The organism is Paracoccus halophilus (assembly GCF_000763905.1).
Classification (GTDB): Bacteria; Pseudomonadota; Alphaproteobacteria; order Rhodobacterales; family Rhodobacteraceae; genus Paracoccus; species Paracoccus halophilus.
This window is the reverse complement of sequence record NZ_JRKN01000003.1, coordinates 67,591-90,339: the sequence shown is the minus strand read 5'-3', so window position 1 is coordinate 90,339 and position 22,749 is coordinate 67,591. Positions and strand designations below refer to the sequence as shown.

At 66.9% G+C, this 22,749-nt stretch carries 21 protein-coding genes; 4 read left to right on the top strand and 17 right to left on the bottom strand.

Annotated elements, in window-relative coordinates:
* Positions 1 to 33: 33 nt before the first annotated feature.
* Both IT41_RS02965 and IT41_RS02960 read right to left on the bottom strand, forming a co-directional pair.
* Positions 34 to 303, bottom strand: a complete 270-nt coding sequence (locus tag IT41_RS02965) for a hypothetical protein (RefSeq protein ID WP_036738700.1) — start codon at positions 301 to 303, stop codon at positions 34 to 36.
* Between the two features lie 160 nt (positions 304 to 463).
* Positions 464 to 979 (bottom strand): L,D-transpeptidase family protein, encoded by a 516-nt coding sequence (locus IT41_RS02960; protein ID WP_036738698.1) that lies wholly within the window; start codon positions 977 to 979, stop codon positions 464 to 466.
* A gap of 181 nt (positions 980 to 1,160) precedes the next feature.
* Between IT41_RS02960 and IT41_RS02955 the strand changes: the two genes are divergently transcribed.
* Both IT41_RS02955 and IT41_RS02950 read left to right on the top strand, forming a co-directional pair.
* Entirely contained in the window at positions 1,161 to 2,456 is a 1,296-nt protein-coding gene (locus tag IT41_RS02955; protein ID WP_036738826.1) for a DUF3422 family protein, read from the top strand.
* Positions 2,457 to 2,571: 115 nt separating this feature from the next.
* A complete protein-coding gene (locus IT41_RS02950) occupies positions 2,572 to 2,916 on the top strand; it encodes an arsenate reductase family protein (protein WP_231564679.1) in 345 nt (114 codons plus the stop codon).
* Here IT41_RS02950 and IT41_RS02945 read toward each other — a convergent pair.
* From IT41_RS02945 to IT41_RS02905, 9 genes are all read right to left on the bottom strand, one after another.
* Complete coding sequence (locus IT41_RS02945) at positions 2,913 to 3,524, bottom strand: YitT family protein (protein WP_036738696.1); 612 nt, start codon at positions 3,522 to 3,524, stop codon at positions 2,913 to 2,915. The two genes, IT41_RS02950 and IT41_RS02945, sit on opposite strands and share 4 nt — an antisense overlap.
* A gap of 65 nt (positions 3,525 to 3,589) precedes the next feature.
* Positions 3,590 to 4,573 carry an ABC transporter substrate-binding protein gene (locus IT41_RS02940; RefSeq protein WP_052081257.1) on the bottom strand — a complete coding sequence of 328 codons (984 nt, stop codon included), beginning with the start codon at positions 4,571 to 4,573 and terminating at the stop codon, positions 3,590 to 3,592.
* 87 nt (positions 4,574 to 4,660) lie between these two features.
* Positions 4,661 to 6,082, bottom strand: a complete 1,422-nt coding sequence (locus IT41_RS02935; protein ID WP_036738694.1) for a mannose-1-phosphate guanylyltransferase/mannose-6-phosphate isomerase — start codon at positions 6,080 to 6,082, stop codon at positions 4,661 to 4,663.
* A gap of 151 nt (positions 6,083 to 6,233) precedes the next feature.
* Positions 6,234 to 7,154, bottom strand: a complete 921-nt coding sequence (locus IT41_RS02930) for a 2-hydroxyacid dehydrogenase (protein WP_036738692.1) — start codon at positions 7,152 to 7,154, stop codon at positions 6,234 to 6,236.
* On the bottom strand, positions 7,151 to 8,293 hold the full coding sequence (gene rodA, locus IT41_RS02925; RefSeq protein ID WP_036738690.1) for a rod shape-determining protein RodA: 1,143 nt from the start codon (positions 8,291 to 8,293) through the stop codon (positions 7,151 to 7,153). Before rodA ends, IT41_RS02930 begins: the two co-directional genes overlap by 4 nt.
* Before the next feature lies 1 nt (position 8,294).
* Positions 8,295 to 10,238, bottom strand: coding sequence for a penicillin-binding protein 2 (gene mrdA, locus IT41_RS02920; protein ID WP_036738688.1), 1,944 nt, complete (start codon positions 10,236 to 10,238; stop codon positions 8,295 to 8,297).
* Between the two features lie 3 nt (positions 10,239 to 10,241).
* On the bottom strand, positions 10,242 to 10,772 hold the full coding sequence (locus IT41_RS02915; RefSeq protein WP_036738686.1) for a hypothetical protein: 531 nt from the start codon (positions 10,770 to 10,772) through the stop codon (positions 10,242 to 10,244).
* The gene (mreC, locus tag IT41_RS02910) at positions 10,765 to 11,706 is read right to left on the bottom strand and encodes a rod shape-determining protein MreC (protein WP_036738684.1); all 942 of its coding nucleotides are present in this window, start codon (positions 11,704 to 11,706) and stop codon (positions 10,765 to 10,767) included. The genes IT41_RS02915 and mreC overlap by 8 nt, the downstream gene beginning before the upstream one ends.
* Positions 11,707 to 11,716: 10 nt before the next feature.
* Positions 11,717 to 12,751 carry a rod shape-determining protein gene (locus IT41_RS02905; RefSeq protein ID WP_036738683.1) on the bottom strand — a complete coding sequence of 345 codons (1,035 nt, stop codon included), beginning with the start codon at positions 12,749 to 12,751 and terminating at the stop codon, positions 11,717 to 11,719.
* A gap of 252 nt (positions 12,752 to 13,003) precedes the next feature.
* Between IT41_RS02905 and IT41_RS02900 the strand changes: the two genes are divergently transcribed.
* Positions 13,004 to 13,843 (top strand): glycosyltransferase, encoded by an 840-nt coding sequence (locus IT41_RS02900; protein ID WP_036738681.1) that lies wholly within the window; start codon positions 13,004 to 13,006, stop codon positions 13,841 to 13,843.
* 201 nt (positions 13,844 to 14,044) lie between these two features.
* On the opposite strand, the gene IT41_RS02895 is transcribed toward IT41_RS02900, so the two are convergent.
* Positions 14,045 to 15,607 carry a 2-isopropylmalate synthase gene (locus IT41_RS02895; RefSeq protein ID WP_036738680.1) on the bottom strand — a complete coding sequence of 521 codons (1,563 nt, stop codon included), beginning with the start codon at positions 15,605 to 15,607 and terminating at the stop codon, positions 14,045 to 14,047.
* A 344-nt stretch (positions 15,608 to 15,951) separates the two neighbouring features.
* Positions 15,952 to 17,214, bottom strand: a complete 1,263-nt coding sequence (purD, locus tag IT41_RS02890) for a phosphoribosylamine--glycine ligase (RefSeq protein ID WP_036738679.1) — start codon at positions 17,212 to 17,214, stop codon at positions 15,952 to 15,954.
* A gap of 100 nt (positions 17,215 to 17,314) precedes the next feature.
* On the opposite strand from purD, the gene xseA reads away from it, so the two are divergent.
* The gene (gene xseA / locus IT41_RS02885; protein WP_036738678.1) at positions 17,315 to 18,874 is read left to right on the top strand and encodes an exodeoxyribonuclease VII large subunit; all 1,560 of its coding nucleotides are present in this window, start codon (positions 17,315 to 17,317) and stop codon (positions 18,872 to 18,874) included.
* Between the two features lie 49 nt (positions 18,875 to 18,923).
* On the opposite strand, the gene IT41_RS02880 is transcribed toward xseA, so the two are convergent.
* From IT41_RS02880 to IT41_RS02865, 4 genes are all read right to left on the bottom strand, one after another.
* Complete coding sequence (locus IT41_RS02880; protein ID WP_036738676.1) at positions 18,924 to 20,138, bottom strand: MFS transporter; 1,215 nt, start codon at positions 20,136 to 20,138, stop codon at positions 18,924 to 18,926.
* A gap of 8 nt (positions 20,139 to 20,146) precedes the next feature.
* On the bottom strand, positions 20,147 to 20,785 hold the full coding sequence (eda, locus tag IT41_RS02875) for a bifunctional 4-hydroxy-2-oxoglutarate aldolase/2-dehydro-3-deoxy-phosphogluconate aldolase (RefSeq protein ID WP_036738675.1): 639 nt from the start codon (positions 20,783 to 20,785) through the stop codon (positions 20,147 to 20,149).
* 98 nt (positions 20,786 to 20,883) lie between these two features.
* Positions 20,884 to 21,510 (bottom strand): DUF1190 domain-containing protein, encoded by a 627-nt coding sequence (locus tag IT41_RS02870; RefSeq protein WP_081967441.1) that lies wholly within the window; start codon positions 21,508 to 21,510, stop codon positions 20,884 to 20,886.
* Between the two features lie 3 nt (positions 21,511 to 21,513).
* A complete protein-coding gene (locus IT41_RS02865; RefSeq protein ID WP_036738673.1) occupies positions 21,514 to 22,737 on the bottom strand; it encodes a glutathionylspermidine synthase family protein in 1,224 nt (407 codons plus the stop codon).
* Positions 22,738 to 22,749 lie beyond the last annotated feature (12 nt).

Genomic DNA, 22,749 nt, shown 5'->3' with positions numbered 1-22,749 from the left:
AGAAATGGCCCGCCCTTATCATGTCGTGGTCTCTCAATACGCGTTCAGCATGGATTTGATGACATCGGCGGGCAGGGCCGGGTGCAGCGCCAGCATCCGCGTCCGTTTGCCCTTGCGCGGGATCAGCAGGGCGCAGCGCGTCGCCATGGCATGAGAGCGTCGTTCCGAACTGACGACGATTGCCCCGGCATACCAGCGTGAATGCGGACCGAAACGCAGAACGCTTTCTATGGAGCCGGGAACATAGCCCTCGGTCTCGGCCGAATCGATCAGCGAATCAGTTATGACGGGCGGCAGGTACATGAAACAGGTTACTTGGCACAGTGTTGATACTGGACGGAAATCTTAACCCCGGAATGCCCGCGAATCACATATACCCTTTTGAACAGGTCGGTATTTCAGTCAATGAAAACAAGGCCGGAACGCCCTGCAGATTCCGGCCGCATGGCGCCAGGGGGCTGGATCACGGCGTGATCAGGATGGGGGTGCCATCCTTGACCATGGCATAGATCTCTTCGATTTCGTCATCCGTGACGGCGATGCAGCCGGCGGTCCAGTCCTGTTCCTGCTTTGACAGCACCCGCCCCTCGGGGCCAAGGCCATGCACGAAGATGTCGCTGCCGGGGTTGCGCCCGACCGCGGCGGCGGCGGCGATGTCCTCGGGCTGGGGGTAGTCGATGCCGACCGACAGGTGGTACTGGCTGTTGGGATTGCGGCGGTCGATGATGAAATTGCCCTCCGGCGTCTTGCCGTCGCCCTCGAACTGCTTGTCGCCGACCGGCTCGTTGCCCAGCCCGATGCGATAGGCCTTGAGCACCGTCTCGCCGTTATAGAGCAACAGCTGCCGCGCGCCCTTGTTGACCACCACCTGCGTGACCTCGGGGCCGGAATAGGTCTTGAACTTGCTGTCACGGGGCGCGCATGCGGCCAGCCCCAGAATCAGCGCGATGGCGAAGCTCCGCCCCAGCCAGACAATCATCCGCAATGTCCCCCATGTTCCTGCTTTCCGGGCATTTTGCCCGTCCGGCGCATATTCGGCAATGCGGCGCCCGTTCACGAAAGCCTGAAGCAACGGCGGCGGCGTTGCAGAAATGCGCGACAGGCTGCGCCGCGCGGTTTTTCCGGTTGCCAGCACCGGGGCTTCTACGGAACATGCGCGCATGAACGATCAGGACGAACATCCGCAACGCTACAAGCTGGTCAACGAGCTGCACGCCCGGCCCTCGCCGCGGCTCAAGGCGCCCTGCACTGTGGTCTTTCTGGCCATCAAGCAGCGCGGCGATGCCGCCAGCCGGGATCGCGGCCGCGATCTTGCGCATCTGGCCGAGCTTTGCGCCCGCCACGGCGCGCCGCCCCCCGAGGCCAGCGCCGGCCATTATGCGTGCCAGCTGGGGCGCTATCAGCTGCGGTGGGAAAGCCATACCGAATTCGTGACCTATGCCGCCTCGGTCGCGGGGCTGCCGGCGCGTCCATTCGACCCTTCGGCGGGCGAGATCTTCGCCGATGACTGGCAGCGGCAGGCGCCGGGCAAGCGGATCGCCGCGCTGATGATCCATGTGGATATCCTGCCCGAGAACCCGGCCGATATCAGGCCACGCCTTTCGGAATGGTTCGCCGATGACAGCCTGGCCTCGGTCTGGGTGCTGCAGGAGGCGGCCGTGGTGGCGGGCGATTTCCGCATCGATCCGGCGGGCTGGATGCGCTTCGCGGTCTTTGTCAAGCCGGGCACCGATCCGGCCCGCATCGGCCGCATCGTCCAGCGCCTGCTGGAGCTTGAGACCTACCGCGTCATGTCGATGCTGGGGCTGGGCCGCGCCCGCGTGGTGGCCGATCAGCTGAACGCGCTGGAGCCGCGGCTGAACGATATCGTGCAGGGGATGAGCGACGAATCCCGCCCCGCCGAGGCCCTGCTGCACGAATTGCTGGCGGTTTCCGCGCAGCTGGAAAGCGCGGCCAGCGAGCATGCCTTTCGCTTTGGTGCCACCTCGGCCTATGAGGCGATCGTTCAGGACCGCGTCGCTGCCCTGCGCGAGACGCGGTTCATGGGCGGGCAGATGCTGACCGAATTCATGTCGCGGCGCTATCATCCGGCGATGCGCACTGCGAAATCCGCCGAAAGGCGGCTGCTGGCGGTTCTGGACCGCAGCGAGCGCGCCGGCGATCTGTTGCGGACCCGCGTCGATGTCTGGCGCGGCGCGCAGAATCAGGCGCTGATGCAGCGCATGGATCGCCGCGCCGACCTGCAGCTTCGCCTGCAGCACACGGTCGAGGGGCTTTCGGTGGTGGCGATCAGCTATTACGCGGTCGGGCTGGCCGGTTACGCGCTCTATCCGCTGGCCAAGGCGATGAATATCGACAAGGCTGTCCTGATCGCCGCGCTGACGCCGGTGGTGGTGGCCGGCGTCTGGCTGGCGATGCGCCGCATCAAGGCGCGGCTGCATGACGACCGGCATTGACCGCGCCGCCCCTGGCGCGGGATGGATAGGGAGGTAGGAAATTGAAGGCACTTGTTCTGTTCTTTGCCGTGCTCGCCGTTTCGGCGTGTAACGTGCCGCTGGTTCCGGGGGTGTGATGGCGGGTCAAATCACGATGTACGGGCTGGCCCATTGCTCGACCTGCCAAAAGGCGCAGGCCGCATTGGAGGCCGGCGGCTGGCAGGTCGAGTTTCGCGACGTCAAGGCCGATCCGCTCTCCGAGTCCGAGTGGCGCGGGATGATCGACGAATTCGGCGACAAGCTGGTCAATCGCGCCAGCCTGACATGGCGCGGCATGTCCGAGGCGGAACGCGGCGGCACGCCGTTGCAGATGCTGGTCGCGAAACCCTCGCTGATGAAACGCCCGGCGATCGTCGAGGGCGAACAGCGGCTGCTGGGCTGGACGGCCAATGTCAAACGCGCATTGGGCGTGCCGGCCTAGACGATATAACGGTCGCGCCGGTGGTTGATCGCGATCACCAGGTTCAGCACCAGCGCGCCCAGGAACGACCAGGCGACCAGTTGCCAGTCGCGTAGCAGAAGCGCCGTGGCAAAGATGCAGATGTCAAAGATCAGCTGCGTCCAGCCGGCGCGAAACCCTGTCGCGTCCTGCAGATGCAGCGCCAGAATGCCGATCCCGCCCAGCGATGAGCCGTGCCGGAACAATGCCAGCAAGGCCGAGCCGATCAGCCCGCCGATCAGCACCGCGCCGATGGCGGGATGCACGCGGCCGAATTCCAGCCCTTGCGGCAGCAACACGACCAGAACCGACATCAGCGCCACCGCGGCAAAGCTTTTCAGCATGAAGGCCAGCCCCAGCCGTTTATAGCCCAGCCAGTAAAAGGGCAGGTTGATGACAAAGAAGACCGGCGCGAACCCCCAGCCCGTCGCGTATGAGATCAGCAGCGCCAGCCCCGCCGTCTGTCCGGTGACGAAACCCAGATGGGTCAGCAGCAGGACGCCGGTCGCCGCCATGAAACTGCCATAGGCAATGCCCTGGGCGTCCTCGATCAGGCTGTGGCGTTTGGGCTGGGTCTGGGCGTCGGGCATGGTCACTCGCTTTCCAGACACTCATGCCCGCCCGGCGTCAGGACGGCAAGGGGGCGCGCGCGACGTCAGCGGGTGGCGGCGCTGCGGTCGCCGTCCTGCCCCTGTGCGGCCGCCATGTCGCTGATCGCATGGGTGAACGCGCCCCTTGGCGCGTCGCGCAGAACCGCGGCCGGGCCGCCTGCCGTCAGACTGTCCACGCTGCGGCGATAGCCGGCCTCGTCCAGCCTGCCCGAGTTGGAAAGGAGCGCGGCGATGCCCCGCAATTCCTCGATCCGGCGTTGCAACACGCCCTCATCCGGGTCCGGGCCCAGGATCAGCCGCGCCGTGCCCTCGGGGTCGCGGGCGGCCTCGCGCCAGCCGCGCATGCTGGCGCGCAGGAATCCGGCCAGCCGTTCCCGCATCTCCGGGTCGTCCAGGTTTTCCTGCAACGTATAGAGCCCGTCCTCAAGCACCTCCGCGCCCTGTATCGCGGGGTCCAGCGTGACGGTGCCCGGACCGGGTGGCGCAGCAAAGCTATGGCTGACGATACAGGCCACCTGCCTTTGGCGCAGCATATCGGCGGCATCGGGCCATTGCCGCAGGACCGAGACCCCGGCGGGGCTGTGATCGTCGACCAGTCCCAGCCGGTTCAGCCAGGCGGTCAGCGCCAGTTCCTGACCGTCGAAACGGCTGCCGATCGTCTTTCCGCGCAGATCGGCAGCGCCCTTGACGCCCGCCTCGTCGAGGCAGGTCAGGCGCAGGGCGGGTTGGGCAAGGGGCTGCGCGAAATTCACCAGGGGCAGGCCGTGTTCGCGTGCCAGAAGGGCGACGGGCAGGGTCCCGACCGCCAGATCCGCGCGGCCGCGCGCCAGCGCCTCGAACGGGGCGGTTTCCTCGGCGCGGCGCAGCGCGACCTCCAGCCCCTCCTCGGCGTAATAGCCGCGTGCCTCGGCCAGCGCATAGCCGGCGAAGCGGACGGGCGCGGGGCCGGTCAATTGCACGACCAGTCCGGCGGCCTGCGCCGAATATGCGCAAACCGCCAGCAGCGCGGCTGAGATCAGGGTTTTCATCATGATGCCCTCGGCCCGGCGGGTTTTCGGCCATGGTTAGCCGGCAGGGTGCCGGGTCGCAAGAAACGTCCCCGCACGAAAGCGCGATCAGCCGCGCGAATAGACATCCTCATAGCGCACGATATCGTCTTCGCCCAGATAGACGCCGGTCTGGACCTCGATCAGCACCATCGGCACCTTGCCGGGGTTTTCCATCCGGTGAACGGCGCCCAGCGGCACATAGATCGACTGGTTTTCGGTCACCAGGGTGACGGTTTCGTCGACTGTCACGCGGGCCGTGCCACTGACCACGATCCAGTGTTCGGATCGGTGGAAATGCGATTGCAGCGACAGCGCCGCGCCGGGATTGACGACGATGCGCTTGACCTGGAACCGCTCGGCCAGCGCCAGCGTCTCGAACCAGCCCCAGGGGCGATGGTCGCGCAGGAAGACCTCGGCCTGGCGCGCGCCCTTTTCCTTGAGCGCGCTGACCGCCTGACGAACATCCTGCGCCCGGTCCATGCCGGCGACCAGCACCGCGTCACTGGTCGAAATCACCATCACGTCCTTCAGCCCGATGCCGACAACCTCGATCCCCTCATCCTGCGAGCGCAGCAGAACATTGTCGCAATCTATGGCGGTCGAGCGCGCATCGGCGACCGCGCCGCGTTCGGCGGGCGCGCCGTCCTGCATTTCGCGCCAGACTGCGTCCCAGCCGCCCAGATCGGACCAGTGCCCGGAAAAACGCACGACCGAAAGATTGTCGGCCTTTTCCAGAACCGCATAATCGACCGACAGATCGGGCAGGCGGTCCCATGGCTCGGGGGCAAGGCGCAGGAAACCCAGATCGGTGCGCGCCTCGGTCAGCGCGGCCTGAACGGGCGCCATGTAGTCCGGGGCGTGGCGGCGGAACGCCTCGATCATGGTCCGGGCCGCGAAGAGGAAAATCCCGGCATTCCACAGGAAACTGCCCTGGGCGATCATTCTTGCCGCATTTTCGGCATCGGGCTTTTCGACAAAGCGTTTCAGCACCAGCGGCCCCTGACCGGCGCCCTCGGCCTCCATATAGCCATAGCCGGTTTCGGGGCGGGTGGGAGTGATGCCGAAGGTCACGATGCGCCCCGCCTGCGCCGCCGGCAGACCCAGATCGACGGCCCGGCCAAAGGCCTCGGCATCGGGGATGACGTGATCCGAAGGCGCGACCAGCAGCACGGAATCGGGGTCGCGCTCGCTGGCAAAAAGGGCCGCGGCAAGGATCGCGGGCGCGGTGTTGCGGCCGGCGGGCTCGATCACGATGGCGGCCGGATCGGTGCCGATCTGGTCCAGCTGCTCGGCCACGATAAAGCGGAAATCGGCATTGGTCATGACCAGAGGGGCGCCGTAGCGCGGCCCCGACAGCCGGCGGGTCGAGGCCTGGAACAGGCTTTCCTCGCCCACCAGCGGGGCGAATTGCTTGGGAAAGCTCTTGCGGGAGACGGGCCAGAGCCGGGTGCCAGAACCGCCGGCCAGAAGAACAGGGGTAATCGCCATAGCTTCACTCCGATCGGCACGCGGCCGCTTGATTTCGTGCCAATTATTCCCTGCATGGCCTTCACGCGCAAGTTGCGTGGGCGGGCGGCGGGATTAAGCCGCGATAGCATGACGGTGCGCGTCCGGCAAACACGGGTCCGCCGCGCGTTTTTCAATAACCCCGCTCGCGGTCCACCAGATAGAGCAACGGCTCGTCCCGCATCGCGCGGCGCAGGTTCTCGGCGGCGATGGCGGCGGCGGTTTCGGGTCGCGTCGCGGCCGCGATATGGGGGGTGACGGTCACGCGCGGATGCGCCCAGAAGGGATGCTCCGCCGGCAAAGGCTCATGGCGGAACACGTCCAGCACCGCATGGCCGGGACGATCCCGCTCCAGCGCGGCGAGCAATGCGTCATCGTCGATCAGGCTGCCGCGCCCGGCATTGATCAGGGTTGCGCCCTTGGGCAGCAGCGCCAGGCGTTCCGCATCCAGCAGGTTGCGGGTCTGCGGCGTGTCCGGCAGCAGGCAGATCAGGATTTCCGCGCGGCCGAGCGCCTGGTTGAGCGCGGCGCCCGGCAGCACCTCGACCCCCGGCACCGGGCGGCCGGATTGCGACCAGCCGGTCACGCGAAAGCCCAGGGCGGTCAGCGCCCCGGCGCAGGCCCGGCCCAGTTCGCCCATGCCCAGGATGGTGACCGGACGCTGTTCGGCCAGCGGCGGGACGATCTCGTGCCGCCACTGGCCGTCCTGGGCAAAGCTGTCCATGCGCAGATGCGCCCGCATCGCCCAGCCCGCGCAATATTCGGCCATGCCGCGCGCCAGACCGGGATCGACCATCCGGCAAAGCGGCTGGGTCAGGGTCGGGTTGGTCACGATCTGCTCGACCCCGGCCCAGAGGCTTTGCACGATCCGCGCGCGGGAAAAGGGCGTGAAATCCAGCACCTCGCCATTCTCGGGAAAGCCCGGGGCGTAAATCAGCGCGTCGAAACTGGCGGGGTCGCCCTCGCGGTGCAGATCCATCTCGGGGCAGGCGCGGCGCAGGGCGGGGGCCCAGCTGTCCCACAGCGCGGCGCGGGCGGCGAAAAGCACCTTCATCCGCGCGGCCTGTGGACATGGGCCGACTGCACGATGCCAAAGGCCATGAGCAGGATCATCAGCGAGGTGCCGCCATAGCTGACCAGCGGCAGGGGCGAGCCCTTGGCCGGCAGCATGCCCATCACCGTCGCCATGTTGATCGAGAAATACAGGAAAAACGTGCCGGCGATGCCGATGGTCATCAGGCTGGCAAAGCGATCCCGGTTGGTCAGCGCCGAATGCAGGCAGAAGCCCAGGATCAGCACGTATAGAACCAGCAGCGAGCCGGCGCCGACAAAGCCGAATTCCTCGGCCAGCGAGGTAAAGATGAAATCCGTGTGCTTCTCGGGCAGGAAGTTCAGCCGCGACTGCGTGCCCTGCATGAAGCCGCGGCCCGACCAGCCGCCCGAGCCCAGGGCGATCTGCGCCTGCGCGATGTTGTAGCCCGCGCCCAGAGGGTCTAGGCCGGGATCAAGGAAGGTATCGATGCGGCGGAACTGGTAGTCGCGCAGCAGCTGCCAACTGGTGCCCCGGCTCTTCATCACGGCGGTGACGCCGGCGACGGCGATGGCGATGACGCCGGCGAAATACCACAGGCTGACGCCGGCGACGAACATCACGATGCCGCCCCCCGCGATCAGCATGATCGAGGTGCCCAGATCGGGCTGCATCACCACCAGCGCCGTGGGCAACAGGATCAGCACGACAGGGATCAGCACCCAGAGCGGGCGCGAGACCTTTTCGACCGGCAGCCAGTCGTAATAGGCCGCCAGCGTCATCACGAAGGCGACCTTGGTCAGCTCGGACGGCTGAATGCGGATCGGCCCGACCACCAGCCAGCGCTGCGCGCCCATGCCGACATCGCCGATCAGATCGACCAGCACCAGCAAGAGCACGCAGATCGCATAGGCGGCCACCGAGATCGAGCGCCAGAACCAGATCGGCACAAAGGCCAGCGCGATCATCAGCACCACGCCGACCGCGAAACGCTTCATCTGCGGCGCGGCCCATTGCTCGATATTGCCGCCCGAGACGGAATAGAGCATCAGAAAGCCGATGCAGCTGACCGCGGTGATCAGAAACACGAGCGGCCAGTTCAGGTGAAAAATCTTGCGCCAGCCGGTCGGAACCTGTGCGACCTGATAGTCGAGATAGTTCATGTCAGGCCTTGGCCCTTTCGGTTTTCGGCGCGGCGCTTGGCATCAGGTCCATGCGCGACCACATCTCCTGGACCTTGGCGCGTTCGCCGTCGGGATAGGCCGAAAGCGGCGGCAACCCGCCGGCCAGCGCAAACAGCATGATGTCCCGCGCGATCGGCGCCGCCACGGCCGATCCGCCGCCGCCATGTTCGACCACCACCGAGACCGCATAGCGCGGCGCATCGAAGGGCGCGAAACAGACGAAGAGCGCATGGTCGCGGCGGTTCCAGGGCAGCTGTTCGTTCTTGATGACGCCGCGGGCGCGTTCGGCCGCGGTGATGTTGCGCACCTGGCTGGTGCCGGTCTTGCCGGCCAGGCGCCATTCCGGTGCGGTGATGCGCATGCGGCGCGCGGTGCCGCGACTGCTGTTCATCACCGCATCCATACCCATGCGGGCGGCGCGAAGGTTCAGCGGATTCAGCCCCAGGTCCGGGAAATCCGGCTCGGGCTCCTGGATGCCGTCAATGGCGCGGACCAGCCGCGGCGCGACCGCGCGGCCGGTCGCGACGCGCGCCGCCATCACCGCCAGTTGCAGGGGCGAGGCCAGCACATAGCCCTGACCGATCGAGGCATTGATCGAATCGCCGATCTGCCATTCCTGCTGATAGCGCGCCATCTTCCAGGCACGATCCGGCGCGATGCCCTCGGTGATCGCGGACATGGGCAGGTCATGGTGGACACCGATCCCCATCCTGCGCGCCATCGCCGCGATCCGGTCGATGCCGACGCGCTGCGCCAGCTCGTAATAGTAGATGTCACAGGATTCCGCGAGGCTCTTAATGACATCGACGGTGCCATGGCCGCCCCGGCTCCAGCAGTGAAAGCGGCGTCCGGCGACGGTGATGTATCCCGGGCAGAAAAACCGCGTGCCGGTATTGATCACACCCGATTCCAGCCCGGCCAGCAGGGCGACCATCTTGAAGGTCGAGCCGGGGGGATAGGCGCCCTGCACGGTCTTGTCGGCCAGCGGCCGGTGGTCATGCTCCATCAGCGCGCGGTAATCGGGGCCGCTGATGCCGCGCACGAACTTGTTGGGGTCGAAGACCGGCGAGGACGAGATCGCCGCGATATCGCCATTGGTCACGTCGATCACCACGGCGGCGGCGCTTTCCTCGCCCAGGCGCTGCGCGACGAAGTTCTGCAGGCCGGCATCCAGGGTCGTCTGTACCGTCGCGCCCTGCTGCCCCTCCTGCCGGGACAGTTCGCGCATTTCGCGGCCGGCGCTGTTGACCTCGACCCGCCGCGCGCCGGCCTTGCCGCGCAGCACCTGCTCGAGCTTGGCCTCCATGCCGACCTTGCCCAGCTGGAACTCGGGCAGCATCAGCACCGGATCGGGGTTGTCGATCTTGGACAGGTCGTAATCCGAAACCGGCCCGACATAGCCCAGCACATGGGCGAAATCCCCGCGACGCGGATAGCTGCGCGACAGGCCGGATTCGGGCGTCACGCCGGGCAGGGCGGGCGCGTTCAGCGCGATCGAGGAAAATTCGGGCCAGCTCAGCCGGTCGGTGACCATGACCGGGGTGACGGCGCTGCGCCGGCGGATCTCGGCCAGTATCTCGGCGGCCTGACGATCCGACATGGGAATGATGCGCCGCAGCCGGGCAATCACCGCCGAGACATCGCCCGCCTCTTCGCGGGTCAGCGTGACGCGGTAATTCTGTTCGTTGCCGGCGATGATCATGCCGTTGCGGTCAAGGATCAGCCCGCGCGCCGGCGGCAGCAGGCGGATCTTGATCGAGTTGCCGTCCGACAGCAGCCGGTATTCATCGGCATGTTCGATCTGCATCGAACGCAGCTTGAGGCCAAGCACGGTCACCACCGCCGCCTGAATCGTGGCCAGCATCAGCCCGCGCCGCGTGATCACGCGGCTGCTTTCGACGATTTCCCTTTGCGATTTGCGCATCTCTCAGCGAAGCCTCGTGTCGGTCTCGACGCGGTTGCGGGGCAGGTTCAACAGCCAGCCGGCAAGGCCGGAAATCACCGGATAGGCCGCGATCGTCGCGATATATTGCAAGATTACCTGCCCAAGCGACGGCACCGGCAGGAAAAACAGCACCTGGACAAAGCGGTTCGCGGCCATCAGCATCGCGATCAGGATCGCCACGCGCAGCCATTCAACCATGAAAGGCAACTCGCGCCAAGCGGCTTCACGTTTACGTGCGGCCTCGGAGCCAAGCACCATGAGTGCGGCCCAGAGCCCGACCGGCCGCATCAGAAGAAGATCCTCGACCAGGAAGGCAAGGCCGATCGCCAGGACAGGAAGCTGCCTGGGCCGGCGCAGGACCCAGATGAGCGTCAGGCACAGGGCGAGGTCCGGCCCCGGCCAGACCACGCGCCCGGGCATCAGGGGCACCAGCCGCCAGAACAGGATCGCCAGGAACAGCGCCAGGAACAGCGCCGTGCCAAGACTGCGCTGCCGGCGCACCTGCTCAATCATCCGGGCTCTCCGCCTCGGACAGCGCGGTCTGGTCATTCGCGCCGATGCCGCCCGGGGGCATCGGCGGGCCGATGAAGTCGAATGCCGGCGGCGGGATCAGCAGCCCCGTATCGGGCAGCTGCTCGGCCGGGTGGCTGCGCAGAACGCGCAGGAATTCCAGCCGCCCGTAATCCGCCGCCAGCCTGACCCGCAGGCGCCCGTCGCTGGCCAGCGCCACCTGACCGACCAGCAGGCCGGGCGGAAACAGCCCGCCATCGCCGGAACTGACGACGCGGTCGCCGGGCCGGATGTTTTCCGGGCTTTCGACGAAATCCAGCGCGGGCAGGGCGGTGTTGTCGCCGCTCAGCAACGCATGCTGACCCGAGGGCTGTATGGTCACCGGAATCCGGCTGGTCGGGTCGGTCAGCAGCAGCACCCGGCTGGTGCTCTGCCCGACGCCCGAGATGCGGCCCACCAGGCCCAGCCCGTCCATTGTCGCCCAGCCATCGACGATGCCGTCGCGCGCGCCGACATTCAGCAGCACCGACTGGCGGAATGCCGTGCCGCTGTCGGTCAGCACCACGCCCGAGACCGAGGTCAGCGCCGGATCGATGCGAACATTGTTCTGCGCCAGCAGCTTGGCGTTTTCCTGTTCCAGCTGCACCGCGGCCTCTTTCCAGGCCGACATCTTCTGCAGCTCGCGCCGCAATTCCTGGTTCTGTTCGTAGAGACGGGCATAGGACTGGAAGCCCGCGACCATATGCGACAGCTTGGTGACCGGCACCATGGCCCATTCGAAACTGGGCACGAAACGGTCGATGAACCGCGCGCGCATGCGTTCGGCGCGCGGGCTGTCGATCTGCCAGAACAGGAACAGCGCCAGCAGCATCAGCACCAGCAGCGAAACGAGGATGCGGCGAACCGGAGCCGCGTAATCTGGGCCCTTGCGCGCCATCTTGCCGCGATCAGCTGTCGTAATCGATCACGTGGCGCAGCTGTTTTTCGAACTCCAGCGCCTTGCCGGTGCCCAGGGCGACACAGCTCATCGGCTGGTCGGCCAGGCTGATCGACAGGCCGGTCTGCTCGCGCAGCGCCAGATCCAGCTCGCCCAGCATGGCGCCGCCGCCGGTCAGCATCACGCCCCGGTCGACGATATCGGCGGCCAGATCGGGCGGCGTGGCCTCCAGCGCGACCATCACCGCCTCGCAGATCTGCTGCACCGGCTCGGCCAGCGCCTCGGCGACCATGGCCTGAGTGATCTCCATTTCCTTGGGGATGCCGTTCAGCAGGTCGCGACCGCGCACCATGATCGTCGCGCCGCGGCCGTCATCGGGCATCCGCGCGGTCCCGATCTGGGTCTTGACCCGCTCGGCGGTGGATTCGCCGATCAGCAGGTTGTGATTGCGCCGCAGATAGTTGATCAGCGCATCATCCATCCTGTCGCCGCCGATCCGGACCGAGCGCGCATAGACCACGTCGCCCAGCGACAGCACCGCGACTTCGGTCGTCCCGCCGCCGATATCGACCACCATGGAGCCGGTCGGCTCGGTGATCGGCATGCCGGCGCCGATGGCCGCGGCGATGGGTTCCGCGATCAGCCCCGCCTTGCGCGCGCCGGCCGACAGGACGGATTGGCGGATGGCGCGTTTCTCGACCGGGGTGGCGCCATGGGGTACGCAGACGATGATCTTGGGCTTGGAGAATGTCGTGCGCCTGAACACTTTCTTGATGAAATGCTTGATCATTTCCTCGGCGCTGTCGAAGTCGGCGATGACCCCCTCGCGCATCGGGCGGATCGCCTCGATCGAGCCGGGGGTGCGGCCCAGCATCAGCTTCGCGTCCTCGCCCACCGCCAGAACCTGCTTCTTGCCGTCCTTGACGTGATAGGCCACGACCGAGGGCTCGTTCAGGATGATGCCTTTGCCCTTGACATAAACCAGCGTGTTCGCGGTGCCCAGATCGATCGCGATATCGGTGGAAAACAATCCGCCAAAGGCCATGTGATTATCCCTTCTGCTGTCCCTGCCTCGACGGCGCCTGCGCCGTCCTTTGCGAACGGCCAATCCCCATTGCCCGGTGAGTCGCCCCGCCGGAGGTTGGCGACATATAGGCCGTGCCATGGCCGGGGAAAACCCGAAACTTGCCCCCGCCGGCGCCGCGTCGCGCAAAGTGATGACCGCTCATGCTTGACCCCATAGCAGCACATACCTAACAGTCCGTTAAGGATGCCGGATTTCAGAAGGGAACAACTCTTGCGCGACGATATCGTGGGCATCTGCCGGTTCTCGTTCCTGGGAAAATGCGACTGGGTCGAGACGCGCAAGGAAGGCGGCGGCGCACCGGAGGTCATCGCCGGACGCATCCCGAAGCTCTATGCCGACGAGCGGCTGACGCGCCGTTTCACCGCCTTCGAGACCCTGTGCCTGCCCTCGATCAAGGCCCAGACGGATGCGGATTTCCGCTTCTGGTTTCTGACCTCGCCGGAAATGCCGAAACCATGGCTGGAACGGCTGCGGGATCTTTGCGCCGACGTGCCGCAGATCCGGATCATCGTCTCGGGTGAGCGGACGCCGATGGACGCGCTGAGATCGCATCTGCTCGAGGCGGCCGATCAGGCGGGACGGCCGGTCATCCAGTTCCGGGTCGATGATGACGACGCCTTCAGCCGCCACCATGTGGACCGCATCCGCAGCACGGCGCAGCGCTTTACCGATCTGCCCGGCTTCGGTTTCAGCTCTCCCAACGGGTTGGTTTTCGGCAGTTACGACGGCGAGCCGGTCAAGTTTCACCACACGCACCAGGCCTTTGTCGGCGCCGGGGCGGCCGTGCGGATGCGGATGCCGGGGCGCTGCATCTATGCCTATAATCATTTCCAGCTGCCCAGGAATTTTCCGTCATTCACCGATCCTGACGGGCTGGGCTATGTGCAGTTACGCTGGGACGAGGGCGACTCGGCCGAGAAACGCACCTGGCGCTGGCCACGCTGGTTCCATGAGATCGACGGCGAGGCGTTTCAGGAACTGCTGGAGGACGATTTTCCCTTTCTGCAAGGGGTTGACCTGGAATTTGCCCAGAAGAAACAGCTTGCCTGAATGACCGCTCCGGCGACGCGAAGGCGCTGCCATGCGACCGAAGACGGCACATCCGTAACGTCGAGAACGCTTGGCTGTCCCCCGAGTGACGCCGCGCGGGGCAGGCAGTGCCCCGCAGGGCGAGCGGGGAGAACTGCCCCGATCGCCGCTCGGGCGGCATGGCGCGGGAAGGCCCGCGCCTAAGCCGGTTGGTTGCGCGATTCAATGCGAATACATGCTGACCTGTTTCTTGTCGGCCCCTTCACCGACCATTTCGCGCCTGACCTTCAGCCGGTTCAGGGCGCCGACATAGGCCTTGACGCTGGCCAGGATGGTGTCGGTATCGGCCGCCTGGCCAGTGGCGATGCGGCCCTCCTCCTCCATCCGGACGCTGACGGTGGCCTGGGCGTCGGTTCCCTCGGTCACGGCATGGACCTGATACAGCTGCAACCGCGCCTGATGCGGCCAGATCGCCTTGACAGCGTTGAAGCAGGCGTCGACCGGCCCGTCGCCGGTCGCATGGACGGTCTTTTCCTCATCGCCGACGATCATGGTCAGATCTGCCGATTGCCCGTCGCTGCCGCAGACCACGCGCAGATGCTTGACCTGCAGGTAATCGTCTTCGGTATTGGCCGTGCTGTCCTGCATCAGCGCGACCAGATCGTCGTCATAGATTTCCTTCTTGCGATCGGCCAGCGCCTTGAAGCGGACAAAGACATCTTTCAACTGGTTATCGCCCAGGTCATAACCCAGGTCGCGCAGCTTCGAGCGCAGCGCGGCCCGGCCCGAATGCTTGCCCATGACGATATTGGCTTCATTGAGACCGATATCGGCGGGGCGCATGATCTCGAATGTCTCGACATTCTTCAGCACCCCGTCCTGATGAATGCCGGATTCATGCAGGAACGCGTTCTTGCCGACGATCGCCTTGTTGAACTGCACCGGAAAGCCCGAGACCTGCGCCACGCGCCGCGACAGGCCCATGATCTTGGTGGTGTCTATGCCGGTGGAATAGGGCATGATGTCGTTGCGCACGCGCATGGCCATCACCACCTCTTCCAGCGCGGTATTGCCGGCACGCTCGCCCAGGCCGTTGATCGTGCATTCGATCTGGCGCGCGCCGGCCTCGACCGCGGCCAGCGAGTTCGCCGTCGCCATGCCCAGATCGTTGTGGCAATGGGTGGCAAAGACGACCTCATCGGCGCCCGGCACGCGTTCCAGCAGCATGCGGATCAGATCGGCGCTTTCGCGCGGCGCGGTATAGCCGACGGTGTCCGGGATATTGATGGTGTTGGCGCCGCATCTGATCGCGATTTCGACCACGCGACACAGATAATCATGCTCGGTCCGGGTGGCATCCATCGGCGACCACTGCACATTGTCGCACAGGTTGCGGGCATGGGTCACCGTCTGCTCGATCCGCTCGGCCATCTGGTCCATGTCCAGACCGGGGATCGCGCGGTGCAGGGGCGAGGTGCCGATGAAGGTGTGGATGCGCGGGCGTTTCGCGTGCCTCACCGCTTCCCAGCAGCGGTCGATATCGGGCAGTTGTGCGCGCGCCAGCCCGCAGATCACGCTGTTTCGCGCCTGTCTGGCGATCTCGCTCACGGCGGCGAAATCGCCCTCCGAGGCGATGGGGAAACCCGCCTCGATGATGTCCACGCCCATCTCGTCCAGCATCTGGGCGATTTCCAGCTTTTCGGCATGGGTCATGGTGGCGCCCGGCGACTGCTCGCCGTCGCGCAATGTGGTGTCGAATATGAATACGCGGTTCTTGTCGGTCATATCGGGGTCTTTCTTACGCTGAATTCGTTGCTGATCCGTAAAGCCGGGCACGAACCTGGCTGAGCGGCGGCCCGGAAGACCCGCTCAGCGCAGCGTAAGAAGCAGCAGACCGCGGAGGCTCACGGCAAAGCGCGCGCTTATTCGCGCGTTCCTGGCAGTGGCGATGTGTCGCATCCGAGTCATGGCCCGGACTATAGAACCGCCTCAGGCGACTTGCAAAGACCGAAACCGCCGCGGCCGCACAATTTATCTGCCGGTCGTCAGGACAGGCGCGCCGGGCGCCCGCCCGCGCCTTTTCTTCTTCATGCAAATATCCATGCCGGCAGCGCCGCCCGGACGGCGGCTCAAAGCGCGCGCCAGCCGATATCGCGGCGATGGAACCCTTGCGGCCAGTCGATCGCATCGGCCAGCGCATAGGCGCGCGCATGTGCCTCGGCCAGGGTCGCACCGCGCCCGGTCGCGGCAAGCACCCGCCCGCCCGAGGCCACGATCGCCCCGTCATGCCATGCAGTGCCGGCATGAAAGACCATATGCGCGGAATCCTCGGGCAGCGTATCCAGGCCCAGGATCCGGCTGCCCTTGTCATAGCCGCCCGGATAGCCCCTGGCAGCCATGACCACGGTCAGGGCATGATCATCGGCCCAGGTCACGGCGCATTCCGACAGCCGGCCCTCGGCACAGGCCAGGATCAGATCCAGCGCCTGTGCCCCAAGACGCATCATCAGCACCTGGCATTCGGGATCGCCGAAGCGCACATTGTATTCGACCAGCCGCGCCGTGCCGTTCTCGATCATCAGCCCGGCATAAAGCACGCCCTGAAACGGCATCCCGCGCCGGGCCATCTCGGCCACGGTCGGACGAATGATCCGCGCCATCACCTGGTCCTGAATGGCCTGCGTCAGCACCGGCGCCGGGGAATAGGCCCCCATGCCGCCGGTATTGGGGCCGCTGTCGCCCTCGCCGACGCGCTTGTGGTCCTGCGCCGTGCCAATGGGCAGGCAATCCACGCCGTCGCAAAGAACGAAGAAGCTGGCCTCTTCGCCGCTCATGAATTCCTCGATCACCACCTCGGCCCCGGCCGCGCCGAAGGCGCCGCCAAAGGCCTCCTCCAGCGCGGCGACCGCCTCGGCCTCGGTCATCGCGACGGTCACGCCCTTGCCGGCGGCCAGGCCATCGGCCTTGATGACGATGGGCGCGCCTTTCGCGGCGACATGGGCGCGGGCCGGCGCCAGCGCGTCAAAGCGCGCCCAGGCGGCGGTCGGGGCGCCGCAGGCATCGCAGATCTCCTTGGTGAAGGCTTTCGAGGCCTCCAGCCGCGCCGCCATCTTCGAGGGGCCAAAGACCAGGATCCCGGCGCCGCGCAGATCGTCGGCAACCCCGGCCGCCAGCGGCGCCTCGGGGCCGATCACCACCAGATCGATGGCGTTCTCCTCGCAAAAGCCGATCACCGCGGGTCCCGACAGGATGTCGAGCGCCGCCACCCGCGCCAGCGCCTCGATCCCGGCATTTCCCGGCGCCACGAACAGCCGGTCGCATTTCGGGTTCTGCCGGATCGCCCAGGCCAGCGCATGTTCGCGCCCGCCGCCGCCGAGGATCAGGATATTCATGCGCAGGTCCCTTCTGTCCGACTGTCCGCGCCTTCTAGGAACTGCCCGGGCGCGGATCAATCCCCTTGATCCCGCGCGCGCCGCGCGCCACAACCACGGTATGGAGCTTTTCGAGAATACGCCCGCCGGCAACGCCCATGAATTCACCGTCTCCGAGCTTTCCGGCGCGGTCAAACGCGTGATCGAGGGCGAATTCGGCCGCGTTCGCGTCCGTGGCGAGATTGGCCGCGTCTCGCGCCCCTCCTCGGGACATCTCTATTTCGATCTCAAGGATGACCGCGCGGTGATCGCGGCCGTCAGCTGGAAGGGCCAGGCCGCGCGCCTCTCGACCCGCCCCGAGGAGGGGATCGAGGTGATCGCCACCGGCCGCATGACCACCTTTCCCGGCCAGTCGAAATACCAGCTGATCGTCGACGAGATCGAACCCGCCGGCGCCGGCGCGCTGATGATGATGCTGGAAAAGCGCCGCAAGCAACTCGCGGCCGAGGGGCTGTTCGACGATGCCCGCAAGCGCCCGTTGCCCTGGCTGCCACGGGTGATCGGGGTGGTGACCTCGCCCTCGGGCGCGGTCATTCGCGACATCCTGCACCGGCTGCGCGACCGCTTTCCGACCCGCGTGCTGATCTGGCCCGTGGCCGTGCAGGGCGAGGCCTGCGCCCCCCAGGTCAGCGCCGCGATCCGCGGCTTCAACGCGCTCTCCGCCGAAGGTCCGATCCCGCGTCCCGACCTGATCATCGTGGCGCGCGGCGGCGGCAGCCTCGAGGACCTCTGGGGCTTCAACGAGGAATCCGTGGTCCGCGCGGCGGCCGCCAGCGAGATTCCCCTGATCTCGGCGGTGGGGCATGAAACCGACACGACGCTGATCGATTTCGCCTCGGATCGTCGCGCGCCCACGCCCACGGCGGCGGCGGAAATCGCGGTGCCGGTGCGGGCCGAACTCGCCCTGCGCCTGTCGGATCTGGGCACGCGCATGATCCGCGCCGGCCAATCGCAGCAGCAGCGCCGCCGCCAGCGCCTGACCGATCTGGGTCGCGCGCTCGGCCGGCCGCAGGCGCTGACCGGCCCGGCCCGGCAGCGCTTCGACCTTTTTGCCGAACGGCTCGAGCCGGCGCTGAAAGGCTTTGTCCGCGCGCGTCGCGACCGGCTGAACGCGCTGCCGCTCTCGCTTGCCGCCCTGCGCGGCAATCTGCGCAACCGCCGCGAACGCCTGCGCGATCAGCACCGGCGCCTGCCGCTGGGCCTGACCCGCCAGCAGGCGCGCCAGGCGGAACGCCTGGCCGAACTCTCCGGCCGCCTGACCCGCGCCCGCGCCCGCACCCTGTCCGAGGCCCGCCGCAACATCGCCCGCGACCGCGACCGGATCGCGGGTCTGGCGCAACGCATGATCCTTGCCGGCCGGCGCCTGCTGCCATCGCGCCGCGACGCGCTGGAGCGCCTCGACCGCCTCCGCCAGACGCTGGGCTATACGGAAACGCTGAAACGCGGCTATGCGGTGGTGCATGGCCCCGAAGGGCTCATCACCCGCAGCGACGAGGCCGCCCGCACGCCGCGTTTCGAAATAGAATTCCAGGATGGCCGCATGGCGGCACGCCCCGACGCGCCGCCTTCCAGAACCGCGCGCAGGTCGGATCCCGACAAGAGCCAGAAGACGCTTTTCTGAGCTTCTTCTTCAGACAAATATCCCGGGGTCCGGGGCAGAGCCCCGGTTATCAGCGCGCCAAGGCGCGCGGCCGCAGCATCAGCCACAGCAGCGCCGCCCCGGCCAGCACCAGAAAGGGCAGCATCGCCAGGTTGACCGCGTTCCAGCCCGCCTGGGTCGATCCGCCCATGCAGTTCATCAACCCGCCCGAGGACAGCGATGCCAGAAACACGCCGGTAAAGACCACCGCGTCGTTCAGCCCCTGCACCGTTTCGCGCTCTTCCGGGCGATGGGCGCGGGTCAGCATGGCGGTGGCGCCGATAAAGCCGAAATTCCAGCCCAGACCCAGCAGGATCAGGGCGGCATAGAACTGCCCCAGTTCGACGCCGGACAGCGCCACGGCACCGGCAGCCGCCAGAATCGCCAGCCCCAGCATGACGATGCGCCCCGAGCCGAACCGGGCAATCAGGTTGCCGGTGAAAAAGGACGGCGCGAACATGGCCAGCACGTGGAAGGACACGATATTCGCTGCGTCCGAGGTCTGAAAGCCGCAGCCGACCACGGCCAGCGGCGCCGAGGTCATCACAAGATTCATCAGCGCATAGGATACCATGCCGCAGATCATCGCGACGGCGATCTCGGGCACCCGGATCAGTTCGGCCAGACTGCGGCCCTGCGGCGCGCCGCCGGTGGGGGCCTGCGGCCGCGGCACATCCAGAAAGGCGAACAGCACCGGCCCCAGCAGGTTCAGCCCGATGATCGCGCCATAGGTCGCGATAAAGGGCACTGCGGTCAGCTCGGCGGTCATCCGCACCAGAAACGGCCCGGTCAGCGCCGCCGCCAGTCCCCCTGCCATCACCCAGGAAATCGCGCGCGCCTCGAATTCCGGCGGCGCGCAATCGGTCGCGGCAAAGCGATAGAAGCCCTGCGCGGCCATGTAGATGCCGGTCAGCAGCCCGCTCAGCATGAACAGCCAGAAATTGCCCGCCATCAAGCCATAGGCGGCCAGCGCCGCCCCCAGGGCCCCGGCGCCGCAGGCCAGCAGGAACCCCGCGCGGCGGCCGTGACGGCGCATGAACCCCGCCAGCGGCCGCGCCGACAGGGCCGAGCCCAGGATGATCATGGACAGCGGCAGCGTCGCGATGCAGGGATTGGGGCTGAGCATCTGCCCGGCCAGCCCGCCGACAATGAAGATCATCGACATCTGCGCGCCCAACAGCGCCTGGGCGAACAGCAGGACGATGACATTGCGCCGCGCGCGGCGCATCTGATCGGCGGATTCCATCGGAAAGCCTATTTCAGGGCGCGCGCCTCGCGCGCGCGGGCCTCGATCGCGGACCAGTTGCCGGCCGCGACATCGGCATCGGGCGAGATCCAGCTGCCGCCGACACAGATCACATTGGGCAGCGACAGGTAATCGGGTGCGTTGGCCGGGGTCACGCCGCCCGTCGGGCAGAAGCTGACCTGGGGCAGGGGGCCGGCCAGCGATTTCAGCGATTTCGCGCCGCCGGCGGCCTCGGCCGGAAAGAATTTCAGCATGGAATAGCCCCATTCCATCGCCCGCATCACCTCGGAGGCGGTCACCGCGCCGGGCAGCAGCGGCAGCTCGGCTTCTTCGCAGGCGCGCACGAGCCGTTCGGTCGCGCCGGGCGAGACGGCGAAACTGGCGCCCGCATCCCTGGCGCGTTTCACGTCCTCGGGCGTCAGCACGGTGCCGGCGCCGACATGGCCGCCGGGGACCCGGGCCATCTCGCGGATGACATCCAGCGCGGCCGGGGTGCGCAGCGTGACTTCCAGCACCGGCAGGCCGCCGGCGACCAGCGCGGTGGCCAGCCCCTCGGCCTTGGCGGCATCGGCCACGACCAGCACCGGGATCACCGGGGCAAGCTGGCACAGCGCGCGGGATTTCTGGGACTGGATCTCGGGGGTCATGGCAGCACCTGATGCAGAAGGGTTACGGGCGCCGACGCCCGGTTTCGTCGCGCAGATTGCGTTTTTTGGGGCGCTAACGCAACCCGGATGACCGTCGCTCAGCCGCCAAAGACGCCCCGGCCCGACGAGCGCGAGGTGGCGCCCGCGCCGAAGCCGCCGCGCTGGCTGACCTGCGCCGCCGACATCGGCGGCTTGCCGATGGTCGCGGGCGCACGCTGGAAGGTCGCGCCGGAGACCTTGCCGGCGCCGCGATTGCTGGCGAAGGTCTGGTCGCCCTTGGGCGTGGAATAGCGCCCGTCCGGCGTGTTCACCATCGGCTGCGAGGAAATGCCGCCGCCGCGCGACAGCATCGATCCCATCATGTAGCCGACCAGCAGCGGCATGAAGGAAAAACCGCCGCCCGACCCCTGTTGCGCCGAGCTTTCGGCAGCCGGATCGCCGCCGCAATTGCCGGCCCCGTGCTCCTGCTCGCAAAGCTCCTTGGACGCATAGCGCGGCGCGGTCTCCAGATATTCCTGCTGCGCGGCGGCGAAATTCTTGCGGCAATCCTCTTCGGTGAACCACAGCCCGTTCTCCTGGCTGGCGGCGATGCAGCTTTCCAGATCGGGAAAGCTCTGCGCGTCCACCCGGTTATCCTCGCAGGCGGCCAGCGCCATGGTCGCGCTGCCGGCCAGAATCAGCGCCACATGGCGCGAGCGTTTGCGGATGGGGGTCGGTCCGGTCATGTCTCAGTCCTCGATGAAATGCGGCTTGAAGCGCGACAGGTTATGGGTGATGCGCGAACGATCCTCGCGCAGGCCAAGCCCGGCGCAGGCCTCGCCCACGATCCAGGCGCCCAGAACCGGATGGAAGCCGCCGAAATCGGGCAGCGGCGCCAGGCCCTGCACGATCAGGGGGTGATGCGAATAGCTGTCATCCTCCGTCCGGGCGACCTCCCGGCCGTTTTCGCTGATGATAACCCCGGCACCTTCGCGCGAGAAGATCGGCTTGATCACATGGCCGCGCGCAAGCTGGTCGCGGGCGGCGTCAAAGGCCCCGGCGATCGCGGGCGCGGGGCTGCCGCCGGTCATCGCCTCGGCGATATCGGCATGGAAGAATGCCGGCAACAGGTTCGGATGGCCCGGAAACATCTGCCACAGCAGCGGCAGGATTCCCTTGTTGGACAGCACCGCCTTCCATGGCGGCTCGATATAGCGGGTCTGCGAGCTTTGCAGATGCGCCGCGAAATCGTCGCGCAGCATGTCCTCCCAGGGGTACAGCTTGAACAGCGTGCCGATGACGCGGGACTGGTCGTCGGCGAATTGCCCCTGATCGGTCAGCCCGATCTTGGCAAGCGCGGTGAAATGCGCGCCCAGGCCCGCCTCGCGCGCCGCCCAGGCCATGGTCTCGACGGTGGCGTAATCCTCGGGATTGTCGGGATCGGCGGCGAAATGCACGTCCTCGCCGGGCGTGCAGATCTGCGCCCAGCGTTCCACCAGCGCCTCGTGGATGCCGTTGAACTGGTCGGTCGCCCCGCCCAGCACCCCCGCCGCCTGCTGCTGTTCCAGCCACAGCCACTGAAAGGATGCGGATTCGTAAAGCGAGGTCGGCGTATCGGCATTGTATTCCAGAAGCTTTGCCGGTCCCCCGCCGTCATAGGCGAGGTCCATGCGGCCATAAAGCTCGGGTTCGCCATGCGACCAGCTTTGTTCGATCAGGTCCCAATAGGGGCGCGGAATCGCCAGCCGGGTCAGCCATTCGCCGTCGCGCACGGCGCGGCCGACCGCCTCGCGGCACATGGCATGGAGTTCGCTCGAGGGGGCCTCGATATCCTCTTCGATCTGGCGCAGGCTGAAGCGATAGGCGCTGGTCTCGTCCCAATAGGGCTCGCCGCCCATATCGGCGAAGGTAAAGCCCAGCTTCTCGGCCTCGTCGCGCCAGCCGGGGCGTTCGGGTAAGTCGATCTTGTCCATGATCTCTCCTTG

Bases quoted from the DNA above. Each gene is read 5' to 3' on its own strand.
- IT41_RS02895 (WP_036738680.1), bottom strand. From the start codon at position 15,607: ATGACCGACAAGAACCGCGTATTCATATTCGACACCACATTGCGCGAC.
- rodA (WP_036738690.1), bottom strand. From the start codon at position 8,293: ATGAACTATCTCGACTATCAGGTCGCACAGGTTCCGACCGGCTGGCGC.
- IT41_RS02870 (WP_081967441.1), bottom strand. From the start codon at position 21,510: ATGACCGGACCGACCCCCATCCGCAAACGCTCGCGCCATGTGGCGCTG.
- xseA (WP_036738678.1), top strand. From the start codon at position 17,315: ATGGAGCTTTTCGAGAATACGCCCGCCGGCAACGCCCATGAATTCACC.
- IT41_RS02940 (WP_052081257.1), bottom strand. From the start codon at position 4,573: ATGAAAACCCTGATCTCAGCCGCGCTGCTGGCGGTTTGCGCATATTCG.
- mreC (WP_036738684.1), bottom strand. From the start codon at position 11,706: ATGGCGCGCAAGGGCCCAGATTACGCGGCTCCGGTTCGCCGCATCCTC.
- IT41_RS02880 (WP_036738676.1), bottom strand. From the start codon at position 20,138: ATGGAATCCGCCGATCAGATGCGCCGCGCGCGGCGCAATGTCATCGTC.
- IT41_RS02960 (WP_036738698.1), bottom strand. From the start codon at position 979: ATGATTGTCTGGCTGGGGCGGAGCTTCGCCATCGCGCTGATTCTGGGG.
- IT41_RS02945 (WP_036738696.1), bottom strand. From the start codon at position 3,524: ATGCCCGACGCCCAGACCCAGCCCAAACGCCACAGCCTGATCGAGGAC.
- mrdA (WP_036738688.1), bottom strand. From the start codon at position 10,238: ATGCGCAAATCGCAAAGGGAAATCGTCGAAAGCAGCCGCGTGATCACG.
- purD (WP_036738679.1), bottom strand. From the start codon at position 17,214: ATGAATATCCTGATCCTCGGCGGCGGCGGGCGCGAACATGCGCTGGCC.
- IT41_RS02930 (WP_036738692.1), bottom strand. From the start codon at position 7,154: ATGAAGGTGCTTTTCGCCGCCCGCGCCGCGCTGTGGGACAGCTGGGCC.
- IT41_RS02950 (WP_231564679.1), top strand. From the start codon at position 2,572: ATGGCGGGTCAAATCACGATGTACGGGCTGGCCCATTGCTCGACCTGC.
- IT41_RS02865 (WP_036738673.1), bottom strand. From the start codon at position 22,737: ATGGACAAGATCGACTTACCCGAACGCCCCGGCTGGCGCGACGAGGCC.
- IT41_RS02965 (WP_036738700.1), bottom strand. From the start codon at position 303: ATGTACCTGCCGCCCGTCATAACTGATTCGCTGATCGATTCGGCCGAG.
- IT41_RS02905 (WP_036738683.1), bottom strand. From the start codon at position 12,751: ATGGCCTTTGGCGGATTGTTTTCCACCGATATCGCGATCGATCTGGGC.
- IT41_RS02915 (WP_036738686.1), bottom strand. From the start codon at position 10,772: ATGATTGAGCAGGTGCGCCGGCAGCGCAGTCTTGGCACGGCGCTGTTC.
- IT41_RS02955 (WP_036738826.1), top strand. From the start codon at position 1,161: ATGAACGATCAGGACGAACATCCGCAACGCTACAAGCTGGTCAACGAG.
- eda (WP_036738675.1), bottom strand. From the start codon at position 20,785: ATGACCCCCGAGATCCAGTCCCAGAAATCCCGCGCGCTGTGCCAGCTT.
- IT41_RS02935 (WP_036738694.1), bottom strand. From the start codon at position 6,082: ATGGCGATTACCCCTGTTCTTCTGGCCGGCGGTTCTGGCACCCGGCTC.